The sequence below is a fragment of the Dokdonia pacifica genome, assembly GCF_900188275.1.
GTDB lineage: Bacteria > Bacteroidota > Bacteroidia > Flavobacteriales > Flavobacteriaceae > Dokdonia > Dokdonia pacifica.
Map to the genome: position 1 here is coordinate 639,805 of NZ_FZNY01000001.1, position 14,778 is coordinate 654,582.

A 14,778-nucleotide genomic window follows, 5' to 3' on the forward strand; every position below is an offset into this window, starting at 1 on the left:
TAAATAAATTTTTAAAAATGAAAAAACTATTTTTATTAACCCTTATTACAAGCATTTTATGTGTTGATTTTGCAACAGCACAGCAAGATCCGCAGTATACACAATATATGTATAACCAAAATGTAGTTAACCCTGCATATGCTGGTTTGCAAGAAGGCCTTGCTCTGGGTTTATTGTATAGAAATCAATGGTCTGCTCTTGATGGAGCTCCTGAGACATTTACCTTCAATGCTCATGCACCAGTAGGTGAAAGAACAGGATTAGGAATCTCAATTATTAGAGATGAACTAGGACCTGTTAAGGAGACCAATGCGTATGTAGATTTCTCATATACAATCCCTGTAAGTAACAATTATCAATTAGCCTTTGGATTAAAAGCTGGAGCTACTTTTCACGATATTGGATTAGCCGATCTTGAATTGCAAGATCCAGGGGATCCTTTCTTTTCTCAAAATGTAAGTCAAACAACTCCAAATATAGGAGCTGGCGTATTCTTATATAGTGACAATTTCTACTTTGGAGCTTCTGTCCCTAATATATTAAGCTCACTGCATTTAGATGAAAACGGATTACAGTTTGGATCAGAAACTAGCCACTATTTTGTAACATCAGGTTATGTTTTCCAAGCAACAGAAAATATAAAACTAAAACCATCTGTTTTAGTAAAATCTGCTTTTGATGCTCCTACTTCATTTGATGTGAATTTTAATGCATTATTCCTAGAAAAATTCGAATTAGGGGTGTCTTATAGATTAGACGATTCTTTTAGTGGTATTGTAGGTTTTCAAGCCACTCCAGATTTAAGAATAGGATATGCGTATGATGCTGTTGTTTCAGAAATAAATAATGTAGCCCCATCATCACATGAAATAATACTAACCTATAATATCATCTTTAATAAGCGTGCATTACGCTCACCAAGATACTTCTAAAATAAAATACAGTACAAGATGAAGAAGTTTTACATATACATATTACTTGTTGTTACGAGTATTAATTTTGCAAATGCACAAAGCAAAGACACAAAAAAGGCAGATCAATTATTTGATAGATTAGCATACACTGAAGCTATCGAAGAATATACCAGTCTTATTGAAAAAGGAAAAGCCGATGAGTATGTCTACACGCAATTAGCACGTACCTATACAATTCTTAACGACACTAAAAAAGCAGAATCTTTTTATAAGCGTGTTGTTAAGAACAAAAAAGCAAATCCTGAAACCTTATTTGCATATGCAGAAATATTAAAGGCAAATGGAAAGTCTGGTGACTACAAAAAATGGATGAAACGCTTTGTAAAAGCAAATCCAAATGATCCTAGGGCTGCTATCTATCTAAGCAATCAAGATTACCTAGAAGAACTAGAAGATCGTGATCCATTATATACGATTACAAATGCAGGTACTATCAACACAAAATACTCTGACTTTGGATCATTTACGCAAGGAAATAAAATTTATTTCTCTTCTTCTAGAAATACAGATCGTAAAAATCATAATTTAAATGGCGAGCCATTCTTAGATATCTATTCTGCTACAACTGATGGATCTAAAATGAGTAATGTTGAATTATTAAATGGTGATGTAAATTCAAAATATCACGAAGGCACTGTAGTAATTACTCCAGATGGAAACCGAATGTTCTTTGATCGTAATAATTATTTTGAAGGTGATTTAGAAAAAGATGAAGAAGGTGTAAACCAAATTAATCTTTATACTGCAGAAAAAGTAGCTGGAGAATGGGTAAATATTGAGCCTGTACCTTTTAATGATGATAATTATTCAACAGGACATCCAGCAATTAGTCCAGATGGAAAAACGTTATACTTCTCTAGTGACAAGCCTGGAGGACAAGGAGGATCTGATCTTTATTCTGTAGAGATTAAAGCTGACAACACATATGGTGAACCTAAAAACTTAGGAAGTGGTATTAATACTATTGCTACAGAAGCATTTCCTTTTATAGATGCAAATGGATCCTTATACTTTGCAAGTAATGGTCATTTAGGTCTTGGAGGTCTTGATGTATTTCTTGCTGAGAAAAATGGAAATTCATTTGCTACACCTGAAAACCTAGGTCCTGGTGTAAATAGTGGAAATGATGACTTTGGTGCAAACATAGATCCAGAAAAAGGAACTGGTTATGTTTCTTCAAACAGAAAAGGTGGAAAAGGTGGAGATGATATCTACCTATTAGGGAAGTTACCTCCATGTGATGTAGATGTAACAATCACAGTAGAAGATACAGATGGTAACGGAATCTCTAAAGCCTTAGTAGAAATTATGAATGTAACGGAAGGCACTACAGATTCTGACACAGCAACCACTACTGGAAAATATTTATTTAGTTCTAAGTGTAAAAGAGATTATAAAGTAATGGCATCTGCAGATGGGTACTTACCTGCTGAAAGATCAATTAATGTCGCTAAAAATTCAGTAAATCTTGTGATTACACTTCAAAAAGAACCAACAATCACTCCTGATGAAGTGGTATTAAATCCAATTTACTTTGATTTTGATAAGTGGAATATACGTCCTGATGCCGCAGCAGAACTAGATCGTCTTGTTGCTACTATGAATAAGTATCCAGAGCTTGTAATCTCTGCAGAAAGTCATACAGACGTTCGTGGACCAGAATCATATAACCAAACACTTTCTCAGAAAAGAGCTGAATCTATGCGTGACTATGTAGTAAGCAAAGGAATAGATGCAAATCGTATTTCTGGAATCGGAAAAGGAGAAAGCGAATTAGCAGTGTCTTGTGAAGAATCTGCTTGCTCAAAAGATGATCACCAACTTAATAGACGTTGTGTCTTTAAGATCGTAAAATAACAAATCATAGTTTAAACACTCACTCAATTAAAAAGGCTTTCTACTTGTAGGAAGCCTTTTTATATATGTGTATATTTAATAGTGCTCTATAAAAAAAAGCAACTATATATTTATTTAAAAAAAATGACATTCAGAACCATTAATCTAATACTAGTAGCCTGCCTTATTAGCATTGGCTGTAAAAAGGATATAGAACAAACTGAAAATACTCTTAAAATGGAAAGTCCTGACAATACATCTATATCATTACTTGACAATGTTAAGTTAGCGATAAATCCTACATTTGAAGACTGGGTGTTATTTGAAAACGGAACTTATATTATTTTTGACGAAACCAATAGCGCAGAAAACATAGAAGCCGAAGCTCTAAAGTTGATAAAAGAATTTGGACCTGTTAGTGCAGGAGGACCCGCAGGAGATTTTAATGTGATATCACTTAATAAAACTAAAGGTTGGGTGGTATCTGGACATGGATATGGAATGTACACCTATGTTCATCCTGACGAATTAGATACCGATTTACCTAATGATGTAGTCATTGGATTATTTGGTCGCTCAAAACGAGATAAAGATGGGAATAACCCTAAAATCATCCATATAAACAGAAGCAATTAATCTTTTATACCGCTGCTATTTCTAAAGAAACATAAATACAATAATATTCATTAAGGTTTTAAGCATACTACATACGCTTTCGCGAAAGCGTATAAAAAAAGCTCTACTCTTCTTAAAATAAGCAACAAAAAAATCCCGATACTCACGTATCGGGATTTTGAATTTTAGTATACTATCTACTTACTGCGCATTGATTTGAATCTCATCAAGCTCATAAGTACCATCAAAATCTCCAGTCCCGCTTCCTATGTATCTAAAAGCGATATAACCGCTTCCTTCAATACAAGAAAGATCTACAATTCCAGAATCAATCCAATCTCCGAAGAAATCTGCATCGTCTACAATGATACCTGCAGGAATTGCATCCCAAGTAGCTGAAGGAATGTTTTCTGGTACGCCATCCCAGTCACTTGAAAAGAGCAGTTCTAACGTACTTCCGTCAGAGAAGCTATTAGATGTCATAAATTGAAGCGTTTCTCCATCCTGAGCATCTAAATCAAGCTGAGGCGTCACTAACCAAGCAATAGTAGAAGCATCACCAGACATGAAAGATCCAACTCTAGCAGAAATACCTAAAGAAGCATTTTGACCTGTACTAGAAAAAGCTTCCCAAGTTTCTGTTCCTTCCTGCTGGAAATTTGTCCATCCATTTCCAGAAATAGGCTGGTTTGTGCTTTGAGTCTCGAAGAAATCTTCAAATAATACGGTTGCACCTGCACTAGAAGCCACACCACAATCAATCTCTACCGGATCACAACGATCTTCTTGACTAAAATCAATACTAGAAGGATCATTTACAACTACATTAAAAGTATCTCCAAAAAAGTTTCTTGTTAAAATACCATCTATTGTTCCTCTTCCTGCTGGCAGAGACAATGCTTTAAAATCTGCAAATGTACTTGTACTGAAAATAGCTGTTTGACCTGTAGCACAGCTAAACAATGTACGCTCTCCATCAAATTGATCTAACTCTTCTGCAGCATATGTAAGTGACTGATCTACTACTTCTTCTTTGATAAATTGCATATCAACAAGACGGATATATATGTTTTCTAAATCTTCACTAAAATCACTAATAGAAACTTCTACAGGAACGATTTCTGCTACTTCAGAACTTCTTACAATAATTTCATCTTGAAGTGTAGCTGGGATTTTTACAGCTTCATTATTAACACCTAAAAGAGACATCGTAAGTACTCCATTTGATTCTCCAGCGGTTAATCTATCTAATCTAATAAATACTTTTCTTCCAAACTCATATGTTGTAAATAATGGATTTACATCTATAAGAACTCTAATCGCTGTTGTAGGATTTTCTGGGCTATCTTGAATGATAAACTCTTCAAAAAAGTTTCCAGCTTCATCACTAGAAATCACATATCCTTCTACATATTGTCCTGGTGTTTCAAAAGTAATAGGCCCTCCTTCTTGAGCCACTAAACCTGCGATACTACTTAAAGCTACGAGTTGCCCATCAATTCCTGTCACCTCATTATCTAATTCTGGCACAGAGAAGTCATCATCTTGTACACAAGCCACTAGTAAAGCTACTGCTACTAGCATTGTGAATATTTGTGTTATTTTAATTGTTTTCATAATCGTGTATAATTCTATAATTTCTTGATATTTTAATTAAAAGCGAACGTAAAAGTTTACGTAGTATGTAGTTCCATTTCCAAAAAAGAATCTTGGTCCAAATACAGGTCCATTTTCTCTTGCTTGATCATCACGTACATTTCTAAAAGTTGCATTACGTGATTGCTCGAAACCTCCAGTTACATACTCTTGGTCTAATACATTATTAATAGTTGCAAAAAACCCTAAGAAGTAATCATTTACTCTCCATGACTTTCCTCCTACAATATTTACTAAAAAGTAATCATCAAACTGTTGTTGTTTTAATAATCCTCTAGCAACGTTTGAGTCAAAATCATTAATTGGTAATCCATCGCCATCTGTTACAAAATTTGCAGAACGTGCTAGATTACTTACATCAATATAAGCATTAGAAAAATAATTAGTAGTCACTCCTATATTCCAGAAATCTGGATCTCTGTATTCGAATCCAAGTTGGAATGCTCTTTCAGGCCCTCCAGCTACATGCAAATCTTCTAGGTTTGTTGTCCCATCTCCAAAACGTAATGCGCCATCAAAGTCATCACTACGTAAGTATAAATTAGGGTTATTAGTAAATGTATACTGTCCTATACTTGCTGCTGCTTTTAATTTAAGTGTTGGTAATACTTGAGCTTCAAGACCAAGCTCTATTCCCATATTACGTCTTCCTACATTAGTAAGAACTTCCTGTACAAAAGCATCGCCATCATCACCTAAACCTCCAAGATCTTCTGTAAAATAGAATCCGATATCTGTTCCATTTTCAAATCCTGTATAGTATCCCGTAAGCCTTCCTTTTACAAGAGGTGATCTAAAGATATAGCTTACATCTACAGATTGTATTTGCTCACTCTCTAATCCTTCTACCACTTCATTATTTTGACGTGCATTTACAAAAGAGTTACGTATTGTAGGCGCATTTGTATAATACCCTCCATTTACATCTATGACGTGACGCCCTGTAATTTTATACGTAAATCCTCCTTTTAGTCCTCCTGTAGTAAAGTCTAATTTTTCACTATTTCCAAAAGAGCCTACAGAACCTTCTACGTTCTGGAAGTTTCCATTTTCAAATAAACCATTACGTTGGTAGGTTGTTTGTGTAACTGTTCCTCCTACATAAAAATCTACTTTGTTATATTTAAATTGCGCTTGCGCGAAACCAGATACAACATCGGCATTTATTTCATAATTATATTTGTAACGATCACCTTCTCCTACAATTCGGTTAGGATTACGCACATCACTTTGTGCACTAGCAGTAGAAATAATTCCTGAAGAATCTCCAGACTCTGCTTCGGTAAAGTTATCAATATCTAAATATCCCGTAGCACCTAATAAATCTTCCACCTCTGCGTAGTTTTCACTACTCAGATTACGGTAACTTACGTTTCCGTTAAGTGTAATATTATCAGTAAGTGCGCTATTTATAATAATGTTTGCACTTAATTGATTGTCTTCTATAACATCATTTTGAACTACATATAATGCATTTCTTCCTTGCTCTCTTAACGTAGCATTGCTTTCATATAAGAAGTTCCAATCAAACTGTCCATCATTTACAAAATCTTGCTGTGCCAAAAATGCATTTTGGAAATCACTAGGCGAAGGGTTTGCATCTTGTAAAAAGAAACTTGGTAGCAATTGGTAATAATCTGGTGAAGGGTTACGAGCTCCTCCTGCAAAAAATTGCTGCCCATTAGACTCAACAAGTGTTGTTCCGTTATTATCAATTCTACTATTCTTGATCGTACCTGTTTGGTATCCAAGGTTGGTATTTATAGTTGTTTTATCAGAAACATTCCATGTATGGTTTAACATTAAAATAGGCTCTTCTATTTCTCTGATACGTGTGTTACGTATTTGACCATTCTGATATCCCCAAAAAGGATTGTACTGTCTTCCTTTAAGATTAAAAATCTCTTGTGTAAGTGCTGTACTACGTCCTCTTCTATTAGGTGTGTAGATAGAAGTAAAGTTAAGACTATGCTGATCATTAAATTTCTTTTCTACCGAAGCAAAAAATGAATTTGCATCATACAACGTCCCATCTATGTAACCTTCATTTCCAAATCGTCTTGAAGCAAGTACCGTATATGCCCAGCCGTCTGCCTGTAATCCAGAACTATAACTCGCCATCACTCTTCCTGTATATGAGCGATTTGCCGCTGCATAAGAAATACGACCTCCTTTACGATATTGAGAAGCTCTCATATCAATATTAGTAGTTCCTGCCAATCCTCCAAAAGAATATTCATTTGCAGAAAGCCCTTGTGTAAACTCACGATTACGTTGTGCATCATTAAGACCTCCCCAATTACCCCATTGTGGACGACCATTAAACTGCTTGTTCATTTCAACACCATTGATAAGTAATTTACCATTGGCATTATCAAGTCCTCTAGGTCTGAAAAAAGTAGCACTCCAATCAAAAGCTGCTGCGCTTAAATAGGTATCACGTCCTGCAGAGAGTAATCCAGATACATTCAAACCTCCTATATCATCATCTTCTCCATTCAGATCATTATCAGATAATGAGATAAGTCCATTTAACTCTTCTTCATTTTTAACATCTACTTCAAGAGTTACTTCTCCTAAATCTAGTGTTTGCCCTTCATTAATAACCACTGGAAAACGTCTAGTAACGAATCCCGGCTTTGAGATCGAAAGAATTTGATCTCCAACTGGTACTTGTGTTAAAACAAATGCTCCATTTTCATCTGTCTGCATTGTTTGACTCGTACCTTCAATAAAAACAGTAGCCCCTGCTATGTTTTCTGTAGTAATTCTGTCAATTACTGTTCCTTTTACAGATGTTTGAGCAATGACTGGTAGCATCGCAAAAACTAGTAAAAGTTTAAAAATAATGTACTTCATAAATTAGTTTAGTTAACATCAGGCCTCTTACGTTAAGAAACCATTACATTTGCGGCGCAAAAGTACTCATTTTCGAGGGAATGATTACCTTTGGCACGAGATATGTTTATCTCTTTACAGAAAATTAATACACACATTACAATGTACTTAAAAAAGTATCTATTTATTGTTTTCATAGCATCGTTCGCTTTCGCGAAAGCACAAGATCAAAAAACATACAAGCCCCACACTATTGCATTCTACAATGTTGAAAATCTGTTTGATACAGAAAATGACCCCGTTACATTTGATGATGACCGTACACCCGACGGAAAAGACCATTGGACAGAAGCCATTTATGCAGACAAAGTGCAGAAGATGGCAAAGGTTATTTCAGAAATAGGACTAGACGTTACTAAAAATGCTCCTGCCCTTATTGGACTAGCAGAAGTTGAAAACAGAAAAACAGTTGAAGACCTTGCAAATGACCCACAGTTATTAGATAAAGATTATGGAATTGCACATTTTGACTCTCCAGATAGAAGAGGGATTGATGTAGCTCTCATGTATCAAAAAGCATTATTTACTCCTACAGATATCAGTAAGCACGAGCTTATTATTTATGACAATGAAGACCCTACAAAACGTAGATTTACAAGAGATCAATTATTAGTCTCTGGTTTATTAGATGGTGATATGATTCATATTATTGTAAACCACTGGCCATCACGTTCTGGAGGAGAAGCACGTAGTCGTAAAAAACGTATGGCAGCGGCAGCACTCAATAAAAAACTTATTGATAGTCTACAAAGCAATGACCCTTATGCAAAGATCATTACCATGGGAGATCTTAATGATGACCCAACAAGTCCAAGTGTCAAAAAGGTATTAAAAGCACAAGGAAATAAAGACAAGGTAAAAGATAAAATGATCTACAACCCAATGGAACCTATGTTCAAAAAAGGAATAGGCACTTTAGCATATAGAGATGGATGGAATCTTTTTGATCAAATTTTAGTTACAGAACCACTACTTCGCAAAGATTATAGCTCTTACAGATATTTTAAAGCAGGTATTTATAACAAAAACTACTTAAGCAATCCTAAAGGACGTTATAAAGGGTATCCATATCGTAGTTTTGCCAATGGTGGATATACAGGAGGATATAGTGATCATTTCCCAGTATATATCATTTTAATTAAAGAAGTCGCTACAAAATAAGTAGGGTGCTTTAAGCTCTTACCTACCGACAGGCAGGTTTGCAAAAGCGTATACCAAAAACAAAAAAGGGAAGATAATATATCTTCCCTTTTTCTATATATCATATTTTCTATCTTTTAAAACCATTGATTCCAAGGAATCATGGCCAGTACTGCAATAAGTGCTAGTGTATAAAAAATAGCTAGTTTCTTAAACTTAGGTGTTGATAAACGTTGTTTTTTATGTTTAGAATATCCGATAGTTACCAGTACAATAGCAATAATCATTAATGTAGGGTGTTCTACTGCTAGTTTACGAGCAGCACTAGATAATCCTCCCATACCATTTGTTGTAATTGCATTCAGCCCAATAGGGGACACAAAAAACAATACTAAACCTATTAGTAACTGAAGGTGCATCGTGATTAATGTAAAAAGCGCCAAACGCATATCTTTTGCACCATATTCTTTTTTACCAAAGAACTTAGCTAATGAGTTGATAGTAGTGATCACTAATATGGCAAGTACTAAATAAGCCCATATAGAGTGTACAAATTGAATCGTAGAATACATAATGGTATGTGTTTAAATAATTACTACTCAAAGATAGGGCATTTTAAACCAAAAAGCCGACACTAATTATAGTGTCGGCTTTGAAATTTTCAATCTTGTTTTTTTGTAAAACCTTTAATTTATTGGATTACAGATGATAGTTAAATATTACATTATTGGATATAATATTCGCTACAACTTTCTTCTATATCAAGCCAACGTTCATATTGTAAACCACTTGGCTGTCCAAAATCAAAAATCTTATCTGTAGTAATTACATCATGGAGTGTATATGTACTCTGTCCAGGAGATAATGCTTTAGTATAATATTGAACACTTATTTGAGTATTATTAGGAACCCCACCTATATTACTTGTTTCTGTTGTAATAGAATAATGTACTACTTTACTACTAGGTAATGTATATGGACTCTGATTTAAATTAAAATGCACAAAATATCTATGTTCAAAATATTGTGTGTCTGGCGATGTCTCATAATCTATTAAAGTTCTTGAGGTATTTGCAATAGGTATTGTGGGATCATTATGTATATCTTCAAGAATTGCCACATCTCCTGATGTAAATGCATTTCTTTGTACTGTATATGTACTCCCATCCAATTTTGTTAAAACTGGACCATTACCATTACTAAATGTATAAGATGAGTACAACATAATCGAATTAAAATCAAAAGGTCCAACAGACACCTGATTTGTTGGAATTACAAAATTACCGCCACTTCCAGTTTGGGCATTTTGAGGGTTATATATTAAATGATTGTTACGATCTGAACGTTGTTGCTCATGAAATAAACCTAATGCATGACCAATTTCGTGTATAACAGTTCCAGTGCTTGCAGCATTACTGATTTGAATAAATTGCTTTCCCCCTATACGTCCTACACTAGACGAACTCACACTTCCACTGCCCGAAATAAATTTTATGTAATCTTGTGTTTCACATGGATTACTACCTATTATCACTGGAGTCTTAGAATTACTATCTTTCCAACTTACAGACTCTGGTGAAGTACAATTAATCTCTATAAAGTTAATACAGTCTATTTGACTTTCTATAGACTGAATAGCTGCATATACTCTACTCGGGTTATTAAAATTACTAGCAATAGCATATCTAACCGTAAAATCTGGCCACCTTCTTGAGGTATTTGAAATAGCAACAGATCTATTTCCACTATACATTTCTTGTATTTGAAGAAACTGCTCGTTAGTAAAAACCATATCATCTACTTGATATGCATTATCCGATCTTTTAATAAATTCAATAGGTTCCCCCTTAAAATTATTAATAGTAATAATTTCACCTGATTGATCTTCAGAAATTTCTGAATTAATTGCTTCACTATTTGAAGTAGGTTCTTCAAAAGTAAGATCATCTTGAGTACAAGCTGTTAACATTGCTAAAAATGCAAGCGCTAGGATTAGTGTTTTTTTCATAATTGAGTTTTAAATTTCTCAAATATAGACAATTACAAACGTGAAGCTGTTGTTTAATATCATTAAAAATAAAAGCCGACACTAATTATAGTGTCGGCTTTGAAATTTTCGCTTTCGCGAAAATATATATTATGATGGATTAGTTAAAGATATAACGTATTCCAACTTGTGCTTGCCATCTTGAAGACTGAAGACCGAAATCATCTATCTGCTCAACATCGTTTCCTGTTACATTTCCTGCTTCATCAAAATCTAAGAAGCTAGTAATGAAGTTAAATTCAGGTGTTGCATCTGAAGTAGATACTGTTCTAAGTGGACTTACACTTCCTCCTACAAATTTACGCACTCCCCAATCTTTATTGATTAAGTTAGTAAAGTTGAAGATATCAAAAGATAATTGTAATGTATGCTTCTTATCTCCAGACTTGAAGTAGATGTCTTGTAATAATCTTAAATCAACAATATGATTCCAAGGACCTCTAGCTCCGTTACGCTCTGCGTACTGACCTCTACGAGTTCTTAAGTAATCATCATTTTCGATAAATGTGTTGAATAATTCCCACTGACGCGCAGCACTAAGAACTACATCACCATCACCGTTTGTGATAGGAGCAAATATAATTTCACTTGCATTTGCAGGTACATAAATTAATGCATTATCACGAGAATCATCATTAAGAAGATCACGTCCTCCACCATCTTGGTATGTAAAACTATATGGAGTAGATTGTGCTCCTTCATAGAAAAGACCGATTAATGTCTTACCTCCGAAATCTCCACCGTACTCAATCTCATAAGATACGTTTGCAGAAATACGACTTCCTAATGCAAAATCAGAACGTGAAGCTCCAGGATTTGCATTTTTACCATTTACAGTTTGAAGGTTTCTCCACTGAGAACTGTTTTGTGATGATGTACCATCAAAAACTTTATTAGACTCTCCATATGCATATGAAATCTGTCCTTGGAAACCATTTTCTAATGGCTTTCTAAGTGTAAATGATGCGTTTGTTGCATTTCCTTCACTTGTATTAGAAAGTAAAATAATACGTCCGTATGTATCATCTATCTCATCACCTCTATTATAGAAAGGACGGTTATCTGCACCTAGGTAGTTTCCTACTGCATCTTTCAAGTTTAAGTTTTCGTAAAATACATCTTGTAATACATCTGTATAAGAGAAATCAACAGAAGCAATAAGACCCCAGAAAGGAAGCTTCTGATCTACAGCGATGTTATATTTAGCAACTTGTGGTAATTTAAAATCTCTAGCAATAAGGTCAATATTACCCCCTAAACCACCTGATCCAGGAGCAACATCTGTAAACTGCTGATTTACGTCTGGATTAAATACTGGTGGTGGATCTCCAAAGAATCCACTTCTAAATGTAAATCCTCCAGTTACACCATTATTATTATAAGTTCCTCCAGGCCATACTAATGGTAATCTAGATGTAAATACACCTACACCCCCACGTACTTGTGTTGTGTTATTATCAAATACATCCCAGTTAAATCCAACACGAGGAGCAATCATTGCTGGACCATTCAATCCTTGACCTACTCTAGCACCTTGAAGATCTTTCCCTTCTGCTTCTAATAATCCAACAGTTCTTGTATTGAAATCTTCATTTACAGGACCATCTTCGTAGTAAGGTAAATCTACACGAATACCTCCTGTTAATTTAAAGTTGTCTGCAACTTGTACCTCATCTTGTACATAGAATCCAGCTTGGAATGTAGAGAAGTCTGCAGATCCAGCTGACTCATCTCCTACAGTACCATCTCCTACTAAAGAATATCCATGTTGGTATTCAATAGGTAACGCAGGGTTTACTGCGTCTGCACTATTTAAGAAATCTGTTAAGTCATTAAATTCATAAGAACCAAAGTTAAAAGCAAAGAATAAGTTCTTAGCAGAAGCCCACTCTAAGTTTGTTCCTAATGTAACTGTATGACGTCCAGAGAAGATCTCAAAGTTATTGTTTATCGTAAAGATATCTTGGTCTAATAAGTTTGCTGTAGAGAATGGCTCTGCTCCAAAGTTAATTGAACCAGCTCCATCATTAATTTGCACTGTTGGAAATGGATTTCCATCAGGATCACGATCATCACGTACAGCTGTATATCCTATTTTAAGGTTGTTTGCATATTTTGGTCCTAATGTAGCATTCCACTCAAAAGCTCCAGAATATGTGTTTGTTTCAAAAAACTCAGATCCGTTAAGGAATCCAATTCCTCTATTTCCAGAGTTACGTGCTTCAAGGTTTTCAGCTTGTACAACTCCTAAACGTAAATATAATTTATGATTCTGACCTGCATTTAAGTCAAAACGTAAATTGAATTTATCACTATCTAATGTTCTAGTGTTTGCATTAAATACACCTGGATTGTATCCATATTGATTCTGAAGGAATCCTGTTAATGTATTGATATTGTTATCAAAAGTAGCTTGATCAAAAATTGTTTGTCCTGGGTTATTAGGATCTGCAATTTGACCTATATCTCCTTGGTAGTTACTACTCGTAAAAGGCTGTGGCGTTTCTTCTTCTTGACGCTCATAGTTTGCAAATACAAATAATTTGTCTTTGATAATAGGACCTCCTACACGGAAACCATATAGTAATGCAGAAAACTCGTCTAATTTTTCACGAGAATCACCTTCATTTACAAGATCTGTAGGTGTTTTTCCAGCTAAGCTCTCATCTCTATATAATCCATATACAGAACCTTCCCATTTATTAGATCCAGAACGAGTTACTGCGTTTATAGATCCTCCAGAGAAACCTGACTGACGAACATCAAAAGGAGCTAAGTTAATTTGGAAAGACTCAATAGCATCTATTGAAAAAGGATTAACCCCCGTTTGTCCTCCATTTGTTCCTGATCCCGCAAGACCAAATACATCGTTGTTTACAGCACCATCAATATAAACGGCATTGTAACGGTTATTCTGCCCTCCTAAAGAGATAGAAAAACCATCATTTCCTTCTGTAAGCTGTGCAGATGGAGTCACACGAGCAAAATCTGCTACAGATCGTGATACCGTAGGAAGGCTGTTAATCTCTTTTTGAGATATTGACGTTTCAGAACCTGTCTTATTACTGTTAAAAACACCATTGTTTTGAGCAGTAATGACAATTTCATCAAGCGCATTGGCAGATTCTGCCATAGTAGTACTAATACGCTTAGACTCTCCTAAAGAAAGAACAAACCCATTATTTGTAAAATCTTCAAAACCTACATACGATATAGATAAGTTGTATGGGCCTCCAGATTTCATGTTAGTAATACGGTAAAAACCGTCAAAGTCTGTAACAGCTCCATAAACTGAACCTGTTGGAACGTGAGTTGCAACAATGTTAGCTCCTGGTAAAGGACCTCCATTATTGTCTAATACTCGACCGTTAATTGAACTTGTAGTTACCCCTTGTGCATATGACATAGCCGTCATAAAGAAAAGAGCAATTACAGATAAAAGTGTAATTTTCTTCATAATGAATTGATTGAATTAAGCAACGCAAAATTAACCAATTCATGTATCTGTTAAGATTATCACAACGTTAATTAATTAACACTATCGACCTTTTTATAAACATAATAGATACATTATCACTAACTTAATTGAATTCTCTTAAAAATCACATATTA

General features: G+C 34.8%; 9 protein-coding genes. 4 read left to right on the forward strand and 5 right to left on the reverse strand.

What is annotated here, in order from left to right:
- The first annotated feature begins 17 nt into the window (after positions 1-17).
- The 3 genes from CHB80_RS02905 (at position 18) to CHB80_RS02915 (ending at position 3,446) form a co-directional block, all read left to right on the forward strand.
- Positions 18-932 carry a PorP/SprF family type IX secretion system membrane protein gene (locus CHB80_RS02905; RefSeq protein WP_089369924.1) on the forward strand — a complete coding sequence of 305 codons (915 nt, stop codon included), beginning with the start codon at positions 18-20 and terminating at the stop codon, positions 930-932.
- Between the two features lie 18 nt (positions 933-950).
- Complete coding sequence (locus tag CHB80_RS02910; RefSeq protein WP_089369925.1) at positions 951-2,831, forward strand: OmpA family protein; 1,881 nt, start codon at positions 951-953, stop codon at positions 2,829-2,831.
- A gap of 123 nt (positions 2,832-2,954) precedes the next feature.
- Positions 2,955-3,446, forward strand: a complete 492-nt coding sequence (locus CHB80_RS02915; RefSeq protein WP_229746881.1) for a hypothetical protein — start codon at positions 2,955-2,957, stop codon at positions 3,444-3,446.
- A gap of 180 nt (positions 3,447-3,626) precedes the next feature.
- Here the strand turns inward: CHB80_RS02915 and CHB80_RS02920 are convergent, their stop codons facing one another.
- The gene (locus CHB80_RS02920) at positions 3,627-5,042 is read right to left on the reverse strand and encodes a DUF5689 domain-containing protein (RefSeq protein WP_089369926.1); all 1,416 of its coding nucleotides are present in this window, start codon (positions 5,040-5,042) and stop codon (positions 3,627-3,629) included.
- 36 nt (positions 5,043-5,078) lie between these two features.
- Positions 5,079-7,940 (reverse strand): TonB-dependent receptor, encoded by a 2,862-nt coding sequence (locus CHB80_RS02925; protein ID WP_089369927.1) that lies wholly within the window; start codon positions 7,938-7,940, stop codon positions 5,079-5,081.
- A gap of 141 nt (positions 7,941-8,081) precedes the next feature.
- On the opposite strand from CHB80_RS02925, the gene CHB80_RS02930 reads away from it, so the two are divergent.
- A complete protein-coding gene (locus tag CHB80_RS02930; protein ID WP_089370756.1) occupies positions 8,082-9,140 on the forward strand; it encodes an endonuclease/exonuclease/phosphatase family protein in 1,059 nt (352 codons plus the stop codon).
- Between the two features lie 116 nt (positions 9,141-9,256).
- On the opposite strand, the gene CHB80_RS02935 is transcribed toward CHB80_RS02930, so the two are convergent.
- The 3 genes from CHB80_RS02935 to CHB80_RS02945 all read right to left on the reverse strand — a co-directional run bounded on the left by CHB80_RS02935 (position 9,257) and on the right by CHB80_RS02945 (position 14,623).
- On the reverse strand, positions 9,257-9,691 hold the full coding sequence (locus tag CHB80_RS02935; protein WP_089369928.1) for a hypothetical protein: 435 nt from the start codon (positions 9,689-9,691) through the stop codon (positions 9,257-9,259).
- Between the two features lie 152 nt (positions 9,692-9,843).
- The gene (locus CHB80_RS02940; RefSeq protein ID WP_089369929.1) at positions 9,844-11,127 is read right to left on the reverse strand and encodes a M12 family metallopeptidase; all 1,284 of its coding nucleotides are present in this window, start codon (positions 11,125-11,127) and stop codon (positions 9,844-9,846) included.
- A 139-nt stretch (positions 11,128-11,266) separates the two neighbouring features.
- On the reverse strand, positions 11,267-14,623 hold the full coding sequence (locus tag CHB80_RS02945; protein ID WP_089369930.1) for a TonB-dependent receptor: 3,357 nt from the start codon (positions 14,621-14,623) through the stop codon (positions 11,267-11,269).
- Positions 14,624-14,778: the final 155 nt, after the last annotated feature.

What these genes read in the sequence shown, in the direction of transcription:
- CHB80_RS02925 (WP_089369927.1), bottom strand. Translation starts at nt 7,940, where the DNA reads ATGAAGTACATTATTTTTAAACTTTTACTAGTTTTTGCGATGCTACCA.
- CHB80_RS02935 (WP_089369928.1), bottom strand. Translation starts at nt 9,691, where the DNA reads ATGTATTCTACGATTCAATTTGTACACTCTATATGGGCTTATTTAGTA.
- CHB80_RS02945 (WP_089369930.1), bottom strand. Translation starts at nt 14,623, where the DNA reads ATGAAGAAAATTACACTTTTATCTGTAATTGCTCTTTTCTTTATGACG.
- CHB80_RS02910 (WP_089369925.1), top strand. Translation starts at nt 951, where the DNA reads ATGAAGAAGTTTTACATATACATATTACTTGTTGTTACGAGTATTAAT.
- CHB80_RS02930 (WP_089370756.1), top strand. Translation starts at nt 8,082, where the DNA reads ATGTACTTAAAAAAGTATCTATTTATTGTTTTCATAGCATCGTTCGCT.
- CHB80_RS02940 (WP_089369929.1), bottom strand. Translation starts at nt 11,127, where the DNA reads ATGAAAAAAACACTAATCCTAGCGCTTGCATTTTTAGCAATGTTAACA.
- CHB80_RS02905 (WP_089369924.1), top strand. Translation starts at nt 18, where the DNA reads ATGAAAAAACTATTTTTATTAACCCTTATTACAAGCATTTTATGTGTT.
- CHB80_RS02915 (WP_229746881.1), top strand. Translation starts at nt 2,955, where the DNA reads ATGACATTCAGAACCATTAATCTAATACTAGTAGCCTGCCTTATTAGC.
- CHB80_RS02920 (WP_089369926.1), bottom strand. Translation starts at nt 5,042, where the DNA reads ATGAAAACAATTAAAATAACACAAATATTCACAATGCTAGTAGCAGTA.